The following is a 19,997-nucleotide window of genomic DNA, read 5'->3' on the forward strand; positions in this document are numbered from 1 at the left end:
GTACACAATCTTCAATTGCCGGAGGCGCTGAGGCAAGAGGGCGAGAGGGTTGTGAACTGGCCCAGTTGATTGATGTGAACATTCATGAACATCACTGGAAAACTCACACATCACGCTTCTAGCCTCGACAGGTATGACAAGACCCCGGCGAGGTGACGGCCCCCGGGCGTAGCCGACGCTGCTGAGGAGCGCCGCCATGACGACATGTACCGTCCCTCCCCCTGCCGCCGGAGAACTGGATCGCATCCCGCTCGACATCGAGACGATGCGAGTCACCGCCCGCCGCCTACTCGCAGAGGACGCCGAACTGCCCACGCCCGACGAGTTGGAGACGCTCACCCTTCAGCTGCGCGGGCACATGATGGTCGCCATTCCCGAGGTGGAAGCCGCGGCCGGACGGCTTCCCGGGGACGACGTGCCCCGTGCCTGCGCGTTTGCCTGCGTCCGCGAGGCCCGCATGCGCCTCGGCCTCGCACCCGGTCACACGCTCCCCGCCGGCATCGCACATACCCGGCGTCTCGCCCGCTCGGTGAACGCCTTGTGCGACCACCACGAGAACCTGGCGAAGCGCGAACCCGGAAGCGAGGAAGCCTCGGTGGAACCGACCGTCCGCACCCTCCGCCCGTGGGGCCTGACCCGCATGGAGCCATATCCGACTCTGCACGCCGTCGCCACCGCCGTGGTCTTGGACCCCGCGTCGCAGACGGCCGTCTTCCACGACCACCAGGGCCGTCCCGTCGAGATGGGCAAGCACGGCACCGGCACCGGCACGGAGACCAAGACCCGGACCAGCCAGGGTGACGGCTCCGGCTCCTCCAATTCCGATGAGGGCCACGACCAGGACTCGGACCAGGACTGATGATCTCTCCACGTCCGGTTGTCGTGCTGACCGCCCTGGACGACTTGACGGCTGACCACGTCATCACCGAGTTGAACGGCCGAGGCGTCCCGGTTGTGCGACTCGACCCCGGTTCTCCGGACGGGGTGACGTTCTCCGCTCAAGCGGGCAGCGGCTGGTCGTGGCACGGCCCGCTCTCCACCCCTACTCGTACCCTCGGCCTGGAGGATGCCCGCGCCGTGTACTACCGGCGCCCGACCGGCTACTACCTCCCGCCCGTCGGTCTGGAAGCGCAGGAGCAGGACTTCGCCGCAGCTCAGTTCCGGCATGGCCTGGCCGGCCTTCTGGCGGCCCTTCCGGGATGTCTGTACGTCAACCACCCGCACCTGAACTCGGGGGCCGAGTTCAAGCCCCGGCAGATCACGGAAGCCGTGCTGGCCGGGCTGGACGTGCCCCCGACGCTGGTCACCAACGACCCCGCAGCCGCCCGGTCCTTCACCAAGGAGTTCGGGCCGGTGGTCTACAAGCCACTCAGATCGACCGCATACCGCGAAGGCGGCGAATTGCGCACGGTCTGGGTCCGCACGGTCGAAGCCGACGAGATCGGCGACGGTGTCGCCGCATGCCCGCACCTGTTCCAGCAAGCAGTGATTAAGACCGCCGATATGAGGGTGGCGGCCGTGGGCGAGCGGCTGTTCGTCACCCGCATCACCACCGAAGGTGATCACCTCGACTGGCGGCTCGACCACAACCTGATCAGCTGCACCCCCATCGACCCCATCGACGTACCTGCCCCGGTCCGTCAGGGCATCCGCAGCTACCTGAAGGCGTTCGGCCTGGTCTTCGGCGCGTTCGACTTCGCCCTGGAAGCCGACGGAGCATGGCGCTTCCTGGAGTGCAATCCGAACGGCCAGTGGGCGTTCGTGGACCGTGATACGACCGGGGCCATCACCTGCGCCCTGGCCGACTTGCTGGAAAAGGGACACCCCGCATGACCGAGACCCCGCCCCTGGACGAGCACCGTGCCGCCGAGCTGCGCCACGCCCTGGCCGACCGGCTCGAACGGGACGGGTACCTGTGGTCGGCCGCCTGGAGGTTCGCTGTCGAGGCCGTACCCCGGCATGAGTTCGTGCGCGCCTACTTCCGCCGGTCCCGCAGCCCGCAGGCCACCATGTGGACGCCGGTCGTCCCGGGCCGCGACGACGCGGAGGCGTGGCTGGAGGAGGTGTACACCGATGACACGCTGGTGACCCAGCTGGACGGTCACATGCATCCGGCAGCCCTGGACGGGCCCGTCCAGGGCGATCCGACCTCGTCGTCCACCTTGCCGAGCCTGGTCGTGCGGATGCTCCAGGACCTCAACCCCCAGGACGGGGACCGGGTGTTGGAGGTCGGCACCGGCACCGGTTACTCGACCGCCCTCATGTGCGAGCGTCTCGGCAGCGAACACGTGACCTCCGTCGAGATCGACCCAGCCGCCGCCGAACGTGCCCGAGCAGCGATCACGGCGGCCGGATACGAGCCGACGCTCGTCAGCGGCGACGGCCTGCTCGGCCACCCCGAAGGCGCTCCGTACGACGGACTGATCGCCACGTGTTCCGTGCGCACCGTTCCCAGGGCGTGGCTCGAACAGGTGAGGCCCGGCGGCACCATCATCACCACCGTCTCCGGATGGCTGTACGGGTCGGGCCTGGTGAAGCTCACCGTCGGTGAGGGCGGAGCAGCCGGGGGCCGGTTCCTGCCCGGCACGGTGTCCTTCATGATCGCCCGCCCGCATGCCGCACCCGCTGTGTCCGGCGTTGCGGACCTGCTGACCCAGGACGCGGACGAGCGCCCGGCACGGGTCGGCCCCGAGGTACTGGCCGACTGGACAACTCAGTTCGTCACCCAGCTTGCGGTGCCGGGCGCCCAGTACATCGGGATGAGCGCGGGTGGCGGCCCGATGCTGGACCATGTGGTCGACCTGGCCACAAGGTCGTTCGCCACGCTCGTGCCGGACGGCAGGGGCGGGTGCCTGGTGCGGCAGGGCGGCCCTCTGCGGCTGTGGGACGCCGCCGAAGAGGCGATCAGCACGTGGCGGAAAGCCGGATCGCCGCCGCAGACCGAGTTCGGGCTGACCGTCACTCCGAACCGTCAGCGGGTCTGGCTCGGCTCCCCTGAAGGGTCGGGCTGGGACCTGCCCGCCTGACAAGGAGATGACGCTCAGTTGCTGGCAGGTTGCCAGGTTTCCTGGCGTCCGGGATGGCTGTCTGACGGCCGGATGATTCCTCTTGGGACTGATCGGGCCCTTGCCTGACGGTTCGTCAGATACGACCATGGGTGTGCCCGTCACTCGTGTGGCGGTGCGCCAGAGAGGATCCGCGCGTCCGCGTCTCTGAAGGGGAACCCATGGGCAAGCTCGACGGGCGAGTCGTACTCGTCACCGGCGCCGCACGAGGTCAGGGCGAGCAGGAGGCGCGGCTCTTCGTCGAGGAGGGTGCCGAGGTCGTCGTGGCGGACGTGCTCGACGAGCAGGGGGAGACCCTTGTCAAGGAGCTGGGCCCCCGTGCCAGGTACGTCCACCTGGACGTGAGCCGGGAGGGCGACTGGGCGGCGGCGGTGGAGGCGGCGAAGGAGGCGTACGGAAAGGTCGACGGGCTCGTCAACAACGCCGGCATCCTGCGCTTCAACGCCCTCGTCGACACGCCTCTGGATGAGTTCATGCAGGTCGTGCAGGTCAACCAGGTCGGTGTCTTCCTCGGCATCAAGGCTGTGGCCCCCGAAATCGAGGCGGCCGGCGGCGGGACCGTGGTCAACACCGCCTCGTACACCGGGGTCACCGGCATGGCGTACGTCGGCGCGTACAGCGCGACCAAGCACGCCATCGTCGGCCTGACGCGCGTGGCCGCGTTGGAGCTGGCCGCCAAGGGGATCCGGGTCAACGCGGTCTGTCCCGGCGCGATAGACACCGCCATGAGCAATCCGGCCCTGCTCGACCCGGCCGCCACGGACGCCGGGCCGGCAACGGGGTCGGCAGCGGGGCCGGCGTCGGCGTCGGAGGCGGCTTCGGACGCCGTCGCCGGGCTGTACCGCAAGCTCGTCCCGCTGGGTCGAATCGGCCGGGCCGAAGAGGTGGCCAGGCTCGCGCTCTTCCTGTCCTGCGAGGACTCCTCCTACATCACCGGCCAGCCGTTCGTGATCGACGGGGGGTGGCTGGCGGGCGTGAGCGCGATGTGAGCCGGATGTGACGGACCATCAGGTATTGACGCCTCGCGGGCGCGGTGCAACAGTCGGCGGCAGGTGAATCTGACGGTGCGTCAGGTTCGGCGGGACGACGGACATGGGACGGTGAACCTCCGTGGAATTCGGGCTCTTTGTACAGGGGTACGTGGGCAAGCGGGCCGAGACCGATCCGCTCGCGGAGCACAAGGCGCTGATGGAGGAGACCGAGTACGTCATCCAGGCGGACAAGTCCGGCTTCAAGTACGCCTGGGCGTCCGAGCACCACTTCCTGGAGGAGTACTCGCACCTCTCCGCGAACGACGTCTTCCTCGGCTATCTGGCGCACGCGACCGAGCGGATCCACCTGGGATCGGGCATCTTCAACCCGCTCGCCCAGGTCAACCACCCCGTGAAGGTCGCCGAGAAGGTCGCCATGCTCGACCATCTCACCGAGGGACGCTTCGAGTTCGGCAGCGGACGCGGGGCCGGCTCGCACGAGATCCTCGGCTTCCTTCCCGGCATCACGGACATGAACTACACCAAGGAGATCTGGGAAGAGACCATCGCCGAGTTCCCGAAGATGTGGCTCCAGGACGAGTACGTCGGGTTCCAGGGCAAGCACTGGCAGCTGCCTCCGAGGAAGATCCTGCCGAAGCCGTACGGGAAGTCGCACCCCGCCATGTGGTACGCCGCCGGGTCGCCGCCCTCGTACGCCATGGCCGCCCGCAAGGGGCTCGGAGTCCTCGGCTTCAGCGTGCAGAAGGTCTCCGACATGGAGTGGGTCCTTGAGCAGTACAAGACGGCCGTCGTCGAGGCGGAGCCGGTCGGGGACTTCGTCAACGACAACGTGATGGTGACGACGACGGCGATCTGCGCGCCCACGCACGACGAGGCGATCCGGGTCGCCGTCGGGGGCGGGCTGCACTATCTGCCCTCGCTCGTCTTCCGCTACCACGACACCTTCCCGCGGCCTGAGGGTTTCCCCGTGTGGCCGGAGACGCTGCCCGAGTACACCGAGGAGCTCATCGAACTGCTCATCGCCGAGGAGCTGTTGATCTGCGGGGACCCGGACGAGGTGCGTGCGCAGTGCAAGCGGTGGGAGCAGGCCGGCGCCGACCAGCTGTCGTTCGGCCTGCCGGTCGGGGTGCCCAAGGAGGAGACGCTCCAGACGATCCGGCTGATCGGGGAGCACGTCATTCCGAAGATCGACACGGATCCCGTCCACCGGACCACTCGGTTCCGGGCGGCGGGCTGAGGGCCGTCCTCGGAGGGTGCGGCCCTGCGCCCGGAAAGAAACCCCCGGAGAGAAACCCCGGAGAGAAACCTCGGAAAGAAAGGGAAGGACTTGTCGTGCTTGACCATCTGATCAGGGGTGCGACCGTTGTCGACGGGTCGGGTGGGCCCGCCTACGTCGCCGACGTGGGGATCCGGGACGGGCGGATCGCCGCGATCGGAGACATCGGTGAGGGCGCCCGTACGAGTGAGGACGCGAGCGGGCTCGTACTCGCGCCCGGTTTCGTGGACCCCCACACCCACTACGACGCGCAGCTCTTCTGGGATCCGTACGCCACGCCCTCTCTCAACCACGGGGTGACGACGGTCGCGGGCGGCAACTGCGGTTTCACCCTCGCCCCGCTGAACCCGTCGCGGCCCGAGGACGCCGACTACACACGGCGGATGATGTCCAAGGTCGAGGGGATGTCGCTGGTCGCGCTTGAGGAGGGGGCGCCGTGGAACTGGAGCGGCTTCGGGGAGTATCTGGACGCCCTCGAAGGACGTATCGCGGTCAACGCCGGGTTCATGGTCGGGCACTGCGCGCTCCGGCGGCACGTCATGGGGCCCGACGCGGTCGGCGGACAGCCGAGCGAGGAGCAACTGGCAGCGATCGTCCAGCTGTTGCACGAGGCGATGGACGCCGGCGCCTGGGGGTTCTCCACCACCCAGTCCTCGACCCACTCCGACGGTGACGGGAAGCCGGTCGCCTCCCGGCACGCGGAGCCCGCCGAGCTGCTGGCGCTGTCGCGGGCGGTCGGCGAGCACGAGGGCACGCAGATCGAGGCGATCGTGGCCGGCTGCCTGGACCAGTTCAGCGACGCCGAGATCGAGCTGTTCGTGGAGATGAGCGCGGCGGCCGGACGGCCCCTGAACTGGAATGTCCTGACAATAGATGCCGCCGTCCCCGAACGCGTGCCCCGGCAGCTGTCCGCGAGCGAGCAGGCGCGCAAGGCGGGGGGCCGCGTCGTTGCCCTCACCATGCCGATCCTCACGCCGATGAACATGTCGCTGGGCACCTTCTGCGCCCTGAACCTCATCCCCGGGTGGGGCGAGGTACTCGGCCTCCCCGTGCCCGAGCGGATCGCGAAACTCCGGGACGCCGGGATCCGGGCCGAGATGCTGCGGCGGGCCGACTCGAAGGAGGCCGGTGTCTTCCGGCGCCTCGCCGACTTCGGGCGGTACGTCATCGGCGACACGTACAGCACGGAGAACGACGGGCTCACCGGGCGCGTCGTACGGGACATCGCGGCCGAGCGGGGCCAGGAACCCTTCGAGTGCATCATCGAGATCTGCGCCAACGACGGTATGCGTACGGTCCTTTGGCCCATGCCGACCGACAACGACCCCGACTCGTGGACCCTGCGGCAGGAGACCTGGCGGCACGAGGACGTGATGCTCGGCGGTTCGGACGCGGGCGCCCACCTGGACCGGATGTGCGGGGCGCCGTACACGACCCGGTTCATCGGGGACTGTCTGCGGGGCCGGAAGCTGGTGACGCTGGAGCAGGCGGTGAAGATGCTCACGGACGACCCGGCCCAGCTCTTCGGGCTTCGTGAGCGCGGCCGGATCGCGGAGGGCTTCCATGCGGACCTCGTGCTCTTCGACCCGGACCGGATCGACGCGGGCAAGGCCACCCTGGTGCACGACCTGCCGGGAGACAGCCCACGCCTCGACTCGAAGGCGATCGGCATCACGGCCGTATGGGTCAACGGCGTCGAGTCGATACGGAACGACGTGGTGACCGGGGCCGTACCCGGCAAGGTGCTCCGGTCGGGCCGTGACACGCGCACGGTGAGTACGCGGTGACACGGCACCAGATCCTGGGGGCCAAGTGAGCCAGGAGCAGCGGCTGTTCATCGGCGGCTCGTGGGTGGAGCCGGACGGCGGCCACTACGAGGTGATCGACCCGGCGACCGAGGAAATCGTCGGGCTGGCTCCGGAGGCCTCGCGGGACCAGGCGCACGCGGCGGCGGGCGCGGCCCGAGAGGCCTTCCGGAGCTGGTCGCGCACGACACCGGAGGAGCGGGCCGCCATCCTCCACCGGGCGGCCGAGGAGATCCGGCGCCACCTGATCCCGTACGCCGAACTGGCCCAGGCGGAGACCGGAGCCACCACCGGTACCGCGCGGGCGATGCAGGTGGGGGTCGGGGCGGCCCGTTTCCAGCGGTACGCGCGCGTGGAGCCCGTCGAGGAGCCGCTGCCCCCGCAGATCAACGAGGCGGGCCCCTTCGGCGGGGCCGCCGTCCTCGGCGCCCTCGCCGTGCGCCGGCCGGTGGGCGTGGTCACCTGTGTCACCTCGTACAACAACCCCTGGGCGAACCCGGCCGGCAAGATCGCGCCGGCTCTCGCGATGGGCAACACGGTCGTCGTGAAGCCCGCCCCGCAGGACCCGCTCTCCGTGTACCGGATGGCAGAGGCGCTGGCGGCGGCGGGCGTGCCGCCGGGGGTCGTGAACGTCGTCAGCGGCTCAAGGGCGGAGGTCGGGGAGGCGGCCGTCGACTCGGACGACGTCGACATGGTGAGCTTCACCGGCTCGACCGCCGTCGGCCGGCGTATCGCCGAGGTGTGCGGGCGCGGCATGAAACGGCAGCTGATGGAGCTGGGCGGCAAGGGCGCGGCGATCGTCTTCGAGGACGCGGACCTGGATTCGGCGGTCCGGGGCATCGGGACCACCTTCTCCTTCTACAGCGGCCAGATCTGCACGGCCCCGACGCGGGTGCTCGCGCAGCGGCCGGTGTACGACCGCCTGGTGTCCCAACTGAAGGCGTACACCGGCCGTTTGCGGGTCGGCGATCCACGGGCGCCGGGCACGGTCGTCGGCCCGGTGATCTCCGCGGCCCACCGGGACCGCGTCGAGTCGTACGTCGAACTGGGCCGCAAGGAGGGCGCACGGGTGGTCGCGGGCGGCGAACGCCCGTCTCTCGACCGGGGCTTCTACGTCGCCCCGACCCTCCTCGCGGACTGTACGCCCGACATGCGGGTGGTCCGCGAGGAGATCTTCGGCCCGGTCGTCGTGGTCGTCCCCTTCGACGACGAGGAAGAAGCCGTCGCCCTGGCCGACGACAGCGACTACGGCCTGATCGACTACGTCTGGTCCGGCGACGTGGCCCGCGCCTTCCGCGTGGCCGGGCAACTGCGCTCCGGCGGCGTCGGCATCAACACGGTGGGCCGCAACATGGAGGCCCCGTTCGGCGGCTTCAAGCAGAGCGGAGTGGGCCGCGACGTGGGCTCGTACGCGCTGCGGGCGTACTCGGAACTGCAGTCGCTGGTGTGGTCGGGCTGAGCGTCGTTCGCCGCCGATCCTCCCACCTTGCCCGTGTTCAGCGGATGTCGAAGGTGAAGGGGGACGCGAAGCCGACTGAGCGCTTGGAGGCGCCGACGGCTTCTCCGTTGGTGCGGGCCGTGATGGTGAGACGGCGGACGTCGCTGTCGAGCTGCTCGCCCCCGGCGAACCTGAACCTGACCTTTCGCGTGGAATCGGCGGGCAGTGTCCCGAACGGCATGGTCAACGTCCCGGCGAGGAGTGAGCCGTCGTCCGGTGCGGTGACCTCCTTCCAGCCGGTGCCGTCGTGCCACTGGGTGTGCAGGGCTGTGGTCACCGACTGGGCCCCCGGGGCGGGGCAGGCGTCCGGGTCGTACACGTCGTCCGAGTCCGCCGCGCAGGCCTCGATCTCCGCCTGGATCTGGGCCTTCGGGTAGGCGCTGCGCGAGAGATTGGTGACCGCGTACACCACCTCGGTCCACCGCCCTTTGCGCAGGACCACAGGTTCCTCGGGGGACATGGTGCGGAGCGACAGGGTGGTCAGTCGTGCGGTCTCGTGGTTTCGCGCGAGTGTGCGTGAGCCGTCCGTCATCGCGACGTCCACCGGAAGGCCGTCACCTTCGACCTTGGCGCTGACATGCGGAGTGACCCGGAGGAAGGCGAGATAGTCGCCCTGCGGCAGGTCCATGCGGAAGGTGCCGGTCGCGCCCCCTTTGTCCGGGGTGAGTTCGACCTTCTTCCAGTCCTCGTCGAGTTTGTGCTCCAGGCCCGGCAGGGGATCGCCGGGGTGGGCGAGCCCGACGTGGACCCGTACGGCGACGTCGGGACGGGGGCGCCCCTGGTTGGAGAGATCGAGCGACATCCCGAGTTGGGTGTCCCCGCTGCGGGTGCTGACGCTGTCCATGGAGAGCCGCACCGGTGATGAGGGCGACGCACTCGGCTTCGGGTCAGGCGCGTTCCCGCTGCCGCCGCACGCCGTCACAACGGCGAGTGCGGCAAGGACGCCCATGAGACGTACGTACTTCAACTGTCCTCTGTTCTCTGTCCTCTGTCCTCTGTCCTCCGGAACCGTGGGCCGCAGGGATCCTACGGGAGCGAGCCCGCTACCCCACTACCCCGCTACCCCGCGTTCTGCTGCTCGTGGACGAGGACCGGTGTCCCAGTTCGCGAGCACGGCCTCGGCCGCCGCGTGCAGATGCCGTGCCGATGTGCCGTCACACACCTGTGTCGAGATGCCGAGCAAGAAGCTGTGAATCATTGACGTGACACCGTCCACGTCGGTGTCCTCGGCGAGTTCTCCTGAGGCGATACCGCGTACGACGCAGGCCCTGATGTGTGCTCGGTCCGCTGCGCGACGCGCCGCTACGACCTTTCGCGCCCCGGCCTCTCCCGCTCCCGGTGCCCGGACCGTCCCCGAGAGGGCGACGAGGCATCCGCGAGGGTGGGATGTGTCGGTCTGCATGGTGATCGATCCGTGGAGGAGCCGGGCGATGGCCTCGCGGGGGCCCACTGCGTCATCGGCCACGACATCGGTGACGCTGCCCGGTCCGGCGATGTAGTGCTCGACGGCCTTCTCGAACAGTCCCTCCTTCGAGCCGAAGGCGCCGTACAGGCTCGCGGAGGACAGCCCTGTGGTCTCGCGGAGCTCGGCCAGCGATGTTGCTTCGTAGCCCTGTTCCCAGAACAGCAGCATCGCGGCCTCCAGGACGGCCTCCATGTCGAAGATGCGGGGACGGCCGACGGGGGGCATGACGAACCTCCTCTATTACGGACTGACTGATCCAGTTTGACGCCCGGGGGTACGCCCTGTCAATATCGGATCGATCAATCCATAAGTAAGCCATGACTAGCGGAGGAGTCCGACCCGATGGCCACAACGTCCCCTACGCCGATCCGTGAGCAAGCGCAGGAGCCGTTCCCTGTTGCGGCGCTCCTGGTGATGGCGTGCACCGGATTCATCGTGATCATGACCGAGACGCTGCCGGCGGGGCTGCTTCCGCAGCTCGCTGCCGGACTCGACGTCTCTGAAGGCGGCGCCGGCCAGCTCGTGAGCGCCTACGCGATCGGAACGGTCCTCGCGGCGATACCCGCGATCGCGCTGACGCGCGGGACACGGCGGAAGCCGCTCCTCCTCGCGGGCCTGCTCGGGTTCCTCGTCGCGAACGCCGTCACCGCGGTATCGCCGTCGTTCACCCTCGCTCTTGTCGCCCGGTTCGTCGGGGGAGCCTTCTCCGGTCTGCTGTGGGGCATGCTCGCCGGCTACGCCCGGCGTATCGTCGCACCCCAGCACGCCGGGCGTGCCCTGGCCCTTGCCATGACCGGAACCCCGGTCGCGCTCGCCGTCGGAACACCCCTCGGTGCCTGGCTGGGATCGATGGTCGGGTGGCGCTGGTCCTTCGCCGCGATGTCACTGCTCAGCGTCATCGTCATGGTCGTTGCGAAGTTCCTCGTACCCGACGCCCCGGGGCAGTCGGAGCGGACACGCGCTCCGCTCGGCCGAGTGCTGGGCATTCCCGGCGTGGCGACCATCCTCGCCGTCGTCTTCGTCTGGATGCTCGCGCACAACCTGCTCTACACCTACATCGCTTCCTATCTGCAGCAGATGCGTCTCGCGCTGCGGCCCGACATCACGCTTCTCGTCTTCGGCATCGCCGCGCTCGGCGGGATCTGGATCACCGGCGTCTTCGTCGACCGCGCGCTTCGCAGGCTCACCCTGGCGAGCGTGGCCCTGTTCATCGTCGCCGGCGCGCTTCTTGCCGCCGCGCAGCAGTCCACTGTGCTCGTGCTGCTCGCGGTCGTCCTGTGGGGCGTCGCGTTCGGTGGCTCGGCGACGCAGTTGCAGACGGCCATGGGGGAGGCCGCGGGCGAGAACGCCGACGCGGCGAACGCGATGCTGACGACATCCTTCAACATGGCGATCTTCGCGGGTGGTGCCATGGGGGCTGTGGTCGTCGATGGCGTGGGCGCATCGGTTCTTCCCGCCGGGATGATCGCTCTCACCCTCATGGCGCTCGTCACGGTCGGCTTCGGCCGGCGCGCGGCATTCCCCGCAGGGCGTTGACCGACAGAGATGACCGTTGCCTCGACAGCAGCCATGGCCCCGGGCAGCCATGGCCCCGGGCAACCGTGCCCGGGGCCCGGCCCCCGGCGCTACGCGTCCTGGAAGCCCACCGAAAACAGAGCGGGGTGGGCCGGGACGTGGACTCGTACGCGCCGCGGGCGGACTCGTACGCGCCGCGGGCGCACTCGGGACTGCGGTCGCTGGTGTGGCAGGGCTGACCTCGTTCGGCGCCGACGGCCACAGCCTGCCCGTCCCCGGTGGTCAGCGGCGCCGCAGTGCCGGGTCGAGCAGGGCGGGCGGGGTGTCGTTCTTCTCGTGCGCGGCCAGGTCGGTGCCGGGGGCGACGATGCTGTCGATGGCGTCGAGCACGTCGGCGGAGAGCACGGTGTCGGCGGCGGCGAGCTGCGAGTGCAGATGGTCCAGCGTGCGGGGGCCGATGAGTGCGCTGGTCACGGCGGGATGCGCGGTGACGAAGCCGAGCGCGAGCTGGATCATGGTCAGGCCGGCCTCGTCGGCGACCCCGGCCAGCTGCTCGACGGCGTCCAGCCGGGCCCGGTTGGCGGGGATGGCGGTGTCGAAGCGCTGCGGCATGAACGCCGAGCGGCTGGTGGTGACGTCCCGGCCCTCACGGATCGCCCCCGACAGCCAGCCCGACGCCAACGGGCTCCACGCCAGTACACCGAGCCCGTACTCCTCGGTCACGGGCAGGACGTGCGTCTCGATCCCGCGCTGCAGGATCGAATAGCTGGGCTGTTCGGTGACGTAACGGCCCAGGTGGTGCTCGCGGGCGGCCCACTGGGCCTGCACGATGCGGTACGCCGGGAAGGTCGAGGAGCCGAAGTAGCGGATCTTTCCCGCGCGTTGCAGGTCGGTCAGGGCCGACAGGGTCTCCTCGTCGCTGGTGGTCGGGTCCCACCGGTGGATCTGGTAGAGGTCTACGTGGTCGACACCGAGGCGGCGCAGGCTGTTGTCCAGCTCGGTGACCAGCCAGCGGCGCGAGCTGCCCCGGTGGTTGCGCTCGTCGCCCATCGGCAGGTACGCCTTCGTGGCCAGCACGATGTCGTCGCGGCGGCCGGCGATGGCCTTGCCGACCATTTCTTCGGACTCGCCGTCGCTGTACGCGTCGGCGGTGTCGATGAGGTTGATCCCGCCCTCAAGGGCGGCGTCGACGACAGCGGTGGCCTCGTCCTGGGTGGTACGCCCGATCCTGCCGAAGTTCATCGCGCCGAGCGCGAGGGAGCTGACCTGCACACCGGTGCGGCCCAAGGTGCGGTACTGCATGACTGTGTTCCTCCAGTGCGGATGAAGCGGAAACGTAAACGTGGTGGCGATGCGAGGCCCACGCGATGTGAAGCCCACGTGACGCGAGGACACGTACGGCTTGGTTGTGGGGCCCCTGCTCTGCCATCATGAGCAAACGGAACCTCGTTCCGGAATGAACAATACGGAGCGATGTTCCGTTTTGCAAGGCCCCGATGGCGGAGGGAATGGCTCGGTGAACGAAAGCGACGAGGGTGCGGGGTGTGCGGCCCAGTCCAACCAGTCCAACCAGTCCAACCAGTCCAACCAGTCCAAACGGAAGGACGCCCGGCGCAACAGGGAGACTCTGCTCGACGCCGCCGCCGCGGTTTTCGTCACGTCGGGTGTGGAGGCGCCGGTACGTGACATCGCGGCCGAGGCCGGTGTCGGGCTGGGCACGATCTACCGCCACTTCCCGACTCGGGCGGATCTCGTCATCGCCGTCTACCAGCACCAGGTCGATGCCTGCGCCGAGGCCGGCCCGGCTCTGCTGGCGGCCGCCCCGACACCTCACGCCGCCCTCGGACGGTGGATCGACCTGTTCGTCGATTTCCTGGTCACCAAGCACGGACTCGCGGCGGCGCTGCAGACGGACAACGCCGGCTTCGAAACGCTGCACGCCTACTTCCTCGACCGCCTGCTGCCGGTGTGCACCCAGCTGCTCGACGCTGCCGCCGCCTCCGGTGAGATCCACTCCGACCTCGACGCCTACCAGTTCATGCGCGGCGTCGGAAACCTCTGTGTGGGCGCCGGCAGTGATCCGCGCTACGACGCACGCCGACTGGTCGAGCTCCTCGTCGCGGGCCTGCGCCAACCGCGCTGACCGCAGTGACCGCGCTGACCGCCGCGCACCCGTGACAACGGGGCCTCGCGCCCCGCGTCTCCTTCACGGCGGCCGGGACGCGCTCAGTCGGTCAGGTCGATCCGCACGGTCAGCAGATTCGTCCCGACGGCGCGGACCGCGGCGCTGTTCATCCGGGGCAGGGACTCCAGCCTGACCCGAGGGTCGTCCTCGCGCAGCAGGTGGGCGGTGCCGTGGTGCCACCGCCTGCCGACGCGGACCCGGACCTTCGGGTCCGCCTGGATGTTCCGCACGTACTGCGACTTCTCGCCGTACTCGGAGACGATCCAGAACTCCTGCCCGAGCAGGCAACCCCCGACCGGGGTCCGCCGGGGCAGCCCGGACTTCCGCCCGGTGGTCTCCAGCAGCGTCTGGAACGGCAGCCGCCTGGAGATCGGGTTGGCCACCCACCGCTGAAGCGCCGTGACGACGCGGAACTTGAGGTCTCGGTTACTGGGCATGTCAGTCCCGGCCCTTCTTGAGCATGAGAAGAAGAGACCCGAAGGCGCCGGGGGAGGCCCCGAGTATCGCTCCGCTGGGGTCGCCGCTTTCGGTGAGACGGATCGTCGTTTTTGCGACGGTGGTGGTGGCGACGTGGAGGCAGGCTTCTCCCTGGGCGCAGTAGGACGACTTCTGCCAAGTGATTGAGGGCATCGCGAATCCTTTCAGGCGTGTCGGGCGATGTCGTGGACGAGATCCCGCGACTTCGCCTGGTCGAGGGCTGCGCCTTCCAGTCGGTCCAAGAGCTGTCGATATTGCCCCAGCTGGGCCTCGGAGTCGATGAACACCGGGCCGTGAGACTGGTCCAGTTGTGCTGTGTCGAGTGCCGGCACAGAGCCGCATACGAAGTAGACCGACTGGCCCGAGCCGGGGTAGGAGCCCGCGTCGAAAGGGATCACCCGGATCGATACGTGGTCGTACTCGGCTATCGGGCGCGATCCGGCGGCCGGCCGTGAGATCCCCGGCTGGCGCCCTCCGTCCGTGGAGTACACCTATACGATGCCCCTCGCCCGAGACTCCGCCGAAGCGATCACCGTCGTGTACACGCACACACCCGGCCTCGGAGTGACTGTCGTGTACTACTTCCGGGATCCACAGGTGGTGGACTGAGCGCGCGCATGTGCCTACGAATCCTGGTCCTTGCTGGGGGTGACCGGGAAGGATGCCTCGTCGCGGCCCTTGCCGTCGGTGATCCACCATCTGTCCCCGCCGAGAAGGGTCAGTTCCGCGCGGCCGTCGCCGTCCCAGTCGTGGACGGCGAAGAGCATGCCGCCGTCGGGGCCGTCGGCACTCGGCACGGACCGCTTGGTGGCGCGCCAGGGCTTCGACCCGAGCCCGTACTCGGAGCCGCCCCGCAGCACCTCGATCCGCGCGTCCCCCGCCTCCTTCTTCTTGGTGAGCTGTACGGCCAGATCGTCGCAGCCATCGCCGTTGAAGTCCCCGACGGCGAGCCCGGCGCCGAAGCCCTCCTTGAAGTCGCCGCCGTCCATGGTGACCCACTTCCCCGGCTCCTTCCCGTAGCGGACGCTGACCTGGCCGCGCCGGTGGGGTGTGTCGACCTCGTCGTAGCTGTCTACGAAGCTCCGGCCGATGGCGACGTCCTGCCGCCCGTCGCCGTCGAAGTCGCCGAAGACGACGTTCTCGCCCTCCGGCAGCCGCTCGGGCTCCTTGCTCAGGCCGCCGGCGGTACGGGCGCCGCCGGTGAACAGCAGGGGCGGATCCCACGGAGAGTCGTAGAGCGCGAGATCGGTAGCGCGGTCGTCGTTCGCGTCCCCGGCGACCAGCACGGGTGACGCGCCCTCGTGGACCGGGCTGGGGATTTCCACGGTCCCGGTCGGGGCGCCGGAGCGCTTGAATGGTCCTTTGAGGACGACCAGTTTCCGAGCCTCGTTCGAGTCCCTGAACACCGCGAGGTCGGTGTGGCCGTCCCCGTCGAAGTCGCCGGCGATCGGCGCGGTGTAGTAGCCGCTGCCCGGCAGCGGCACACGCCCGTGCGCTCCGCCGACCCGCGGGCCCTTGGGGCCTCCCCACAGGACCTGGGCGGCGCCGCTCACGACGAGGTCGGCGTGACCGTCCTCATCCAGGTCGGCGACCGTGGGCTGCAACGGCTCGTCGCCCGTCTGGACGTCGGGCGGTACACCGAGGTCGTCGTGGGCGAAGACGGTCGTGCGGTCGGGGTCAGGACCGTGCTCGGAGCCGGGCACGACGAACAGGTCGAAGTTCTCCGTCTGGGAGATCTCGTGCACCAGATCGACGGAGCCGTCCCCGTCGAGGTCGGGGGTCGCGGGCGTGTCCTCGCGCGCCGAATCGGCCGGCCGGCAGGGGCTGCTGGGCACCGAGCGCGCGCCGTCGGACGGGAGAAGGACGAGGAACGCCACCACCGCCACCGCTACGAGGGAGGCCGGCACGGCGTGCCACATGCGCAGGTGGCGGAAGAACGGACCGCCTGCTGTCGGAAAGTGCATCAGCCCACTTCACGGGCGTGGGCGCGGCCCGCACAAGGAAGTGGATCACTTTGTTACGGGGATGATGCACGACGGTCCTGCCCCTCCCCGTTCCGGCCCCGAGTCGGCCGGGGACCCTCCTCTCCGGCGTAGCGCTCCGGTTCGGGAAACCGCCCACCGCACAGGCCGGTTGGCCGGATGGGGGCGCCGGGCCGCGTCCGCGAGGCTCGGTCGTATGACGAAGACCAAGCGAAAGCTCGCCCGCATCGCCGCGTCCGGCGTGGTTCTCGGGCTCACTCTGCCTCTCGCCGGGGCGGCGGCACCGGTCGCTGCCGCCGCGGCCGCCTCAACCGCTTCGGGCCAAGGGGCCGCCGGGCACGCCGAGCCCCTCGTCTGGGGCACGTGCGAAGGGAGCGGGCTCGACCCCCGGCAGGAGTGCGCGACCGTCGACGTGCCGATGGACTACTCCGACCCCGGGGGGCAGCGGATCGGTATCGCCGTGTCCCGGATTCCCGCGGAGAAGCCGGCCGCGCGTCGCGGGGCCCTGCTGATGATCGCCGGAGGACCCGGCGGCGGCAGTCTCGACGAGATCTCCGGGAAGGGACAGACGCTGCCACAGGAGGTGCGGGACGCGTACGACCTGGTCGGGTTCGATCCGCGGGGGGTCGGTCGGTCCGCGCCCGTCAGCTGTGGGCTCGACCGGGGGGACCTCGCCCTGACCAGGTTCTGGCCCTGGCCCGCCGCGGACGGGTCCGTCGCCGCGAACATGGCCACCGCCCGGCGGACGGCCGCCGCCTGCGAGCGCAACGGCGGCGAGCTGATCCGGCACATCAGCAGTGCGAACAACGCCCGCGACATCGACCGCGTCCGCGCGGCCCTCGGCGAGCGGAAACTGTCCGCGTGGGCCGTCTCCTACGGGGCCCATGTCGGTGCCGTCTACCGCGAGTTGTTCCCGCACCGCACCGACCGGTTCGTGCTGGACAGCAACCCGGACGGGACCGGTGCCCTCAGCCACGGCCAGTTCCCCCGCGGTGTGTGGGCGGGATTCGAGGCCGGGGTCGAGGACGTCTTCCCCGAGTTCGCCAAGTGGGCTTCGGCGCCCGGGAATCCGTATCGCCTCGCCGATACGCAGGCCGAGGTACGGCCGCTCTTCCTGCGGCTCGCCGAGCGGCTCGACCGTGACCCGCCCCCGTGGCCGGGCGCCAACCCGGCGGAGTTGAACGGCAATGTCCTGCGCCAGTCCATGGTGTACGCGCTGTACGAACCCGACGACTTCCCGGCACTCGCCCAGCTGATACTGGCCGCGCGGAAAGGTGACGCCCCGCCCGCGCCCGAGCAGCCGCCGGAGCCGCTGCTGCAGAACGGCATCGCCGTCGCCGAGGCCACCTTCTGCAACGACGGGGACTGGCCGAGGTCAAGTGCCGTGTATCAGGGGGAAGTTGCGCGGAGTCGAGCCGCGTACCCGCTGACCGCGGGGATGCCGCGGAACGCGACGGCCTGCGCGGCCTGGCCCCGGTACCCGAAACAGGACCCGGTGCGGATCACCGACGGCGGTCCGTCCGCCACCGTTTTGCTCGTCCAGAACGAGCGCGACCCGGCCACCCCGCTCGCCGGCGCCCGCGCGGTCCGTGCCGCCCTGGGCCACAGGGCCGTCATGGTGACCGTCAACTCCACCGGACACGACGCCTATCTCGGCAACGGCAACGCCTGCGGAGACCGGGTCGTCTCCCGCTACCTGGCCACGGGGGAACGGCCCGTTCGGGACACGTACTGCCGATAGAGCCCGATAGACACAGGGTTCGCACACGTCTCCCCCTCCCCATCTCCTATCCTCGCTGCGAGGGCATCGCCGGGGACAAAGGAAATAAACATGGATGGGCTGACCCCGGACGATCCGGGCTGGATAGGCAACTACCGACTGCTCGGCAGACTCGGTGAGGGCGGCATGGGGCGGGTGTACCTGGCCCGCTCCGACCGCGGCCGTACGGTCGCGGTCAAGGTCGTACAGGAACAGCTGGCCCGCAAGCCCGACTTCAGGCGGCGTTTCGCTCAGGAGGTGAAGGCGGCCCAGCGGGTCGGCGGCGAGTGGACGGCACCCGTCCTGGACGCCGACACGGACGCGCCGACACCGTGGGTCGCCACCGGCTATGTCGCCGGGCCCTCCCTCACCGAGGTGGTGGACAAGCAGTACGGTCCACTGCCTCCGCGCTCCGTACGAGCGCTGGCGATCGGGCTCGTCCACGCATTGCGGGCCATCCATGGCGCCGGGCTCGTACACCGTGACCTGAAGCCGTCCAACGTCCTGGTGACGATCGACGGCCCCCGCGTCATCGACTTCGGCATCGCACGCGCCCTCGACGCGACCACGCAGTCCGCCGACGGGCTCACCATGACGGGGGTCGTCGTGGGCTCGCCGGGCTTCATGTCACCCGAGCAGGTACGCGGGGAGCGGGTGACGTACGCGAGTGACATCTTCTGCCTCGGTGCCGTGCTGGCGTACACCGCGGCGGGGCGGCTGCCGTTCGGCACCGGTGAGGGCGGGGTCCACTCGCTGCTCTTCCGTATCGCGACCGAGGAGCCGGACCTCACGGGGGTCCCCGAGCCGTGGGACCGGCTGATCGCGTGGTGCCTCACGAAGGATCCTGCGCAACGGCCCTCGCTGGACGACCTGTTGACGCGTATCGAGGCCCTGGAGGACACGGGCGGCGCGTGGCTGCCGGGCGAGGTGCTGGCGGAGCTCGGCAGACACGCCGTGCAACTCCTGGACATCGAGAACCCGCAGAGCCAAGCGCTCTCCGAGCAGGCGGTGGCCTTCGGCCCGGGCGGCCGGAGTTCGGGGTCAGGAACGGGAACGGGGCCAGGAGCGGGGCCGGGATCAGGGCCAGGAGCGGGGCCGGATTCGGGATCGGGATCTTGGCCTGGGGCGGGGCCGGGGCCGGGGTCGGGAGCCGTTCAGACGCCGGTACCAGGACTGGCGGACCCCGCACCACAGGGCTTCGGCCCGCCCGTCGCGTACAACCCGTCCGCACCCCTGTGGCACAGCCCCCCGCCGGGCAGCCCGCACGCGGGCAGTCCACAGCCGGGGAGTCTTCCGCCCTCGCCCCACTACTTCTCCCCGCGCCCGCCGGCCCGCTCGGCCCGGGGGCTCGGGACGGGGCTGTCGCTCCTGCTCGGCCTCTACACGCTGCCCCTGCTCGTCCGCGGCGCCGTCCTGGGGTGGACCTACCTCCGGCTCGACGGGCAGGACAGTGAGGCCGACCCCAGCCGTATCCCGAACTACGAGATGCTGCAGCTCGCGACGGACGCGTCCGAATTCCTCGCACTGCCGGTGGCCCTGGCACTGATGATCGTGTGGCCGCTCTGGTTCCAGCGCATGCGGAACAACGCCGACGCCTTCGCGCCGGTTCGCCTGCGCTTCGCGCCCGGGATGGCGGCCGGGGCCTGGTTCATCCCGGGCGTCAACTTCTTCATGCCCAAGCAGATGAGCAACGACATCTGGACGGCGACAGCCGGCCAGGCCCGGGGCGCCAGGCGGTGGCTGCTGCACGTCTGGTGGTGGTGCTGGGTCGTCTACATGGTGGCGTACGTTCAGGACTCGTTCGGCAGCTGGTATCAGAACGACACCGCCGGCGGCGCCATGATCGACATCATCGACGCGCAGGTCGCCGTCGTCACCGGCGTCGTGAGCGCCGTGGTGGCCGTCTTCTTCGTCAGGCGGCTCACCTCCATGCAGCAGAACCGCATCGAGGAGACCCGCGACGCGGGGCTCTCCTGAA

General features: G+C 69.8%; 18 protein-coding genes. 11 read left to right on the plus strand and 7 right to left on the minus strand.

Annotated features, from left to right (window positions below; translation table 11 throughout):
* Positions 1–196 precede the first annotated feature (196 nt).
* The 7 genes from AB0D14_RS18580 to AB0D14_RS18610 all read left to right on the plus strand — a co-directional run bounded on the left by AB0D14_RS18580 (position 197) and on the right by AB0D14_RS18610 (position 8,597).
* Entirely contained in the window at positions 197–859 is a 663-nt protein-coding gene (locus AB0D14_RS18580) for a DUF6415 family natural product biosynthesis protein (protein ID WP_362780149.1), read from the plus strand.
* Complete coding sequence (tgmB, locus tag AB0D14_RS18585) at positions 859–1,833, plus strand: ATP-grasp ribosomal peptide maturase (protein ID WP_362780152.1); 975 nt, start codon at positions 859–861, stop codon at positions 1,831–1,833. Before AB0D14_RS18580 ends, tgmB begins: the two co-directional genes overlap by 1 nt.
* A complete protein-coding gene (gene tgmC / locus AB0D14_RS18590; protein WP_362780155.1) occupies positions 1,830–3,026 on the plus strand; it encodes an ATP-grasp peptide maturase system methyltransferase in 1,197 nt (398 codons plus the stop codon). The genes tgmB and tgmC overlap by 4 nt, the downstream gene beginning before the upstream one ends.
* Before the next feature lie 200 nt (positions 3,027–3,226).
* Positions 3,227–4,054, plus strand: a complete 828-nt coding sequence (locus AB0D14_RS18595) for an SDR family oxidoreductase (RefSeq protein WP_362780158.1) — start codon at positions 3,227–3,229, stop codon at positions 4,052–4,054.
* A gap of 121 nt (positions 4,055–4,175) precedes the next feature.
* Positions 4,176–5,294: an LLM class flavin-dependent oxidoreductase gene (locus tag AB0D14_RS18600; protein ID WP_362780160.1), complete on the plus strand. Its 1,119-nt coding sequence runs from the start codon at positions 4,176–4,178 to the stop codon at positions 5,292–5,294.
* Between the two features lie 95 nt (positions 5,295–5,389).
* On the plus strand, positions 5,390–7,120 hold the full coding sequence (locus AB0D14_RS18605; RefSeq protein WP_362780162.1) for a D-aminoacylase: 1,731 nt from the start codon (positions 5,390–5,392) through the stop codon (positions 7,118–7,120).
* A gap of 25 nt (positions 7,121–7,145) precedes the next feature.
* Positions 7,146–8,597: an aldehyde dehydrogenase family protein gene (locus AB0D14_RS18610; RefSeq protein WP_362780165.1), complete on the plus strand. Its 1,452-nt coding sequence runs from the start codon at positions 7,146–7,148 to the stop codon at positions 8,595–8,597.
* Between the two features lie 37 nt (positions 8,598–8,634).
* Here AB0D14_RS18610 and AB0D14_RS18615 read toward each other — a convergent pair whose 3' ends face one another.
* Both AB0D14_RS18615 and AB0D14_RS18620 read right to left on the minus strand, forming a co-directional pair.
* Positions 8,635–9,480 carry a hypothetical protein gene (locus tag AB0D14_RS18615; RefSeq protein WP_362780166.1) on the minus strand — a complete coding sequence of 282 codons (846 nt, stop codon included), beginning with the start codon at positions 9,478–9,480 and terminating at the stop codon, positions 8,635–8,637.
* A gap of 207 nt (positions 9,481–9,687) precedes the next feature.
* Complete coding sequence (locus tag AB0D14_RS18620; protein WP_362780168.1) at positions 9,688–10,326, minus strand: TetR/AcrR family transcriptional regulator; 639 nt, start codon at positions 10,324–10,326, stop codon at positions 9,688–9,690.
* A 117-nt stretch (positions 10,327–10,443) separates the two neighbouring features.
* Here AB0D14_RS18620 and AB0D14_RS18625 point away from each other — a divergent pair, with 117 nt between their 5' ends.
* Complete coding sequence (locus tag AB0D14_RS18625) at positions 10,444–11,637, plus strand: MFS transporter (RefSeq protein ID WP_362780171.1); 1,194 nt, start codon at positions 10,444–10,446, stop codon at positions 11,635–11,637.
* Between the two features lie 261 nt (positions 11,638–11,898).
* Here AB0D14_RS18625 and AB0D14_RS18630 read toward each other — a convergent pair whose 3' ends face one another.
* Positions 11,899–12,918, minus strand: a complete 1,020-nt coding sequence (locus AB0D14_RS18630) for an aldo/keto reductase (protein WP_362780173.1) — start codon at positions 12,916–12,918, stop codon at positions 11,899–11,901.
* 325 nt (positions 12,919–13,243) lie between these two features.
* Between AB0D14_RS18630 and AB0D14_RS18635 the strand changes: the two genes are divergently transcribed.
* Positions 13,244–13,759 carry a helix-turn-helix domain-containing protein gene (locus tag AB0D14_RS18635; protein ID WP_362780425.1) on the plus strand — a complete coding sequence of 172 codons (516 nt, stop codon included), beginning with the start codon at positions 13,244–13,246 and terminating at the stop codon, positions 13,757–13,759.
* A gap of 83 nt (positions 13,760–13,842) precedes the next feature.
* Here AB0D14_RS18635 and AB0D14_RS18640 read toward each other — a convergent pair whose 3' ends face one another.
* The 4 genes from AB0D14_RS18640 to AB0D14_RS18655 form a co-directional block, all read right to left on the minus strand.
* Positions 13,843–14,238, minus strand: a complete 396-nt coding sequence (locus AB0D14_RS18640; RefSeq protein ID WP_362780176.1) for a nitroreductase/quinone reductase family protein — start codon at positions 14,236–14,238, stop codon at positions 13,843–13,845.
* A gap of 1 nt (position 14,239) precedes the next feature.
* Positions 14,240–14,431 (minus strand): DUF397 domain-containing protein, encoded by a 192-nt coding sequence (locus AB0D14_RS18645; RefSeq protein WP_362780179.1) that lies wholly within the window; start codon positions 14,429–14,431, stop codon positions 14,240–14,242.
* Between the two features lie 11 nt (positions 14,432–14,442).
* Positions 14,443–14,769: a Scr1 family TA system antitoxin-like transcriptional regulator gene (locus AB0D14_RS18650; RefSeq protein WP_362780182.1), complete on the minus strand. Its 327-nt coding sequence runs from the start codon at positions 14,767–14,769 to the stop codon at positions 14,443–14,445.
* 132 nt (positions 14,770–14,901) lie between these two features.
* Positions 14,902–16,242 carry a VCBS repeat-containing protein gene (locus AB0D14_RS18655; RefSeq protein WP_362780184.1) on the minus strand — a complete coding sequence of 447 codons (1,341 nt, stop codon included), beginning with the start codon at positions 16,240–16,242 and terminating at the stop codon, positions 14,902–14,904.
* Between the two features lie 214 nt (positions 16,243–16,456).
* Between AB0D14_RS18655 and AB0D14_RS18660 the strand changes: the two genes are divergently transcribed.
* Both AB0D14_RS18660 and AB0D14_RS18665 read left to right on the plus strand, forming a co-directional pair.
* Complete coding sequence (locus tag AB0D14_RS18660) at positions 16,457–18,001, plus strand: alpha/beta hydrolase (protein ID WP_362780186.1); 1,545 nt, start codon at positions 16,457–16,459, stop codon at positions 17,999–18,001.
* Positions 18,002–18,091: 90 nt separating this feature from the next.
* Positions 18,092–19,996, plus strand: coding sequence for a protein kinase (locus AB0D14_RS18665; RefSeq protein WP_362780188.1), 1,905 nt, complete (start codon positions 18,092–18,094; stop codon positions 19,994–19,996).
* Position 19,997 lies beyond the last annotated feature (1 nt).

Source organism: Streptomyces sp. NPDC048484, from assembly GCF_040651415.1.
Taxonomy (GTDB): Bacteria; Actinomycetota; Actinomycetes; order Streptomycetales; family Streptomycetaceae; genus Streptomyces.

Excerpts from the sequence above, each read along its gene's own strand:
- AB0D14_RS18580 (WP_362780149.1), top strand. The coding sequence starts at position 197 with ATGACGACATGTACCGTCCCTCCCCCTGCCGCCGGAGAACTGGATCGC.
- tgmB (WP_362780152.1), top strand. The coding sequence starts at position 859 with ATGATCTCTCCACGTCCGGTTGTCGTGCTGACCGCCCTGGACGACTTG.
- tgmC (WP_362780155.1), top strand. The coding sequence starts at position 1,830 with ATGACCGAGACCCCGCCCCTGGACGAGCACCGTGCCGCCGAGCTGCGC.
- AB0D14_RS18595 (WP_362780158.1), top strand. The coding sequence starts at position 3,227 with ATGGGCAAGCTCGACGGGCGAGTCGTACTCGTCACCGGCGCCGCACGA.
- AB0D14_RS18615 (WP_362780166.1), bottom strand. The coding sequence starts at position 9,480 with ATGGACAGCGTCAGCACCCGCAGCGGGGACACCCAACTCGGGATGTCG.
- AB0D14_RS18620 (WP_362780168.1), bottom strand. The coding sequence starts at position 10,326 with ATGCCCCCCGTCGGCCGTCCCCGCATCTTCGACATGGAGGCCGTCCTG.
- AB0D14_RS18625 (WP_362780171.1), top strand. The coding sequence starts at position 10,444 with ATGGCCACAACGTCCCCTACGCCGATCCGTGAGCAAGCGCAGGAGCCG.
- AB0D14_RS18630 (WP_362780173.1), bottom strand. The coding sequence starts at position 12,918 with ATGCAGTACCGCACCTTGGGCCGCACCGGTGTGCAGGTCAGCTCCCTC.
- AB0D14_RS18640 (WP_362780176.1), bottom strand. The coding sequence starts at position 14,238 with ATGCCCAGTAACCGAGACCTCAAGTTCCGCGTCGTCACGGCGCTTCAG.
- AB0D14_RS18645 (WP_362780179.1), bottom strand. The coding sequence starts at position 14,431 with ATGCCCTCAATCACTTGGCAGAAGTCGTCCTACTGCGCCCAGGGAGAA.
- AB0D14_RS18655 (WP_362780184.1), bottom strand. The coding sequence starts at position 16,242 with ATGCACTTTCCGACAGCAGGCGGTCCGTTCTTCCGCCACCTGCGCATG.
- AB0D14_RS18660 (WP_362780186.1), top strand. The coding sequence starts at position 16,457 with ATGACGAAGACCAAGCGAAAGCTCGCCCGCATCGCCGCGTCCGGCGTG.
- AB0D14_RS18665 (WP_362780188.1), top strand. The coding sequence starts at position 18,092 with ATGGATGGGCTGACCCCGGACGATCCGGGCTGGATAGGCAACTACCGA.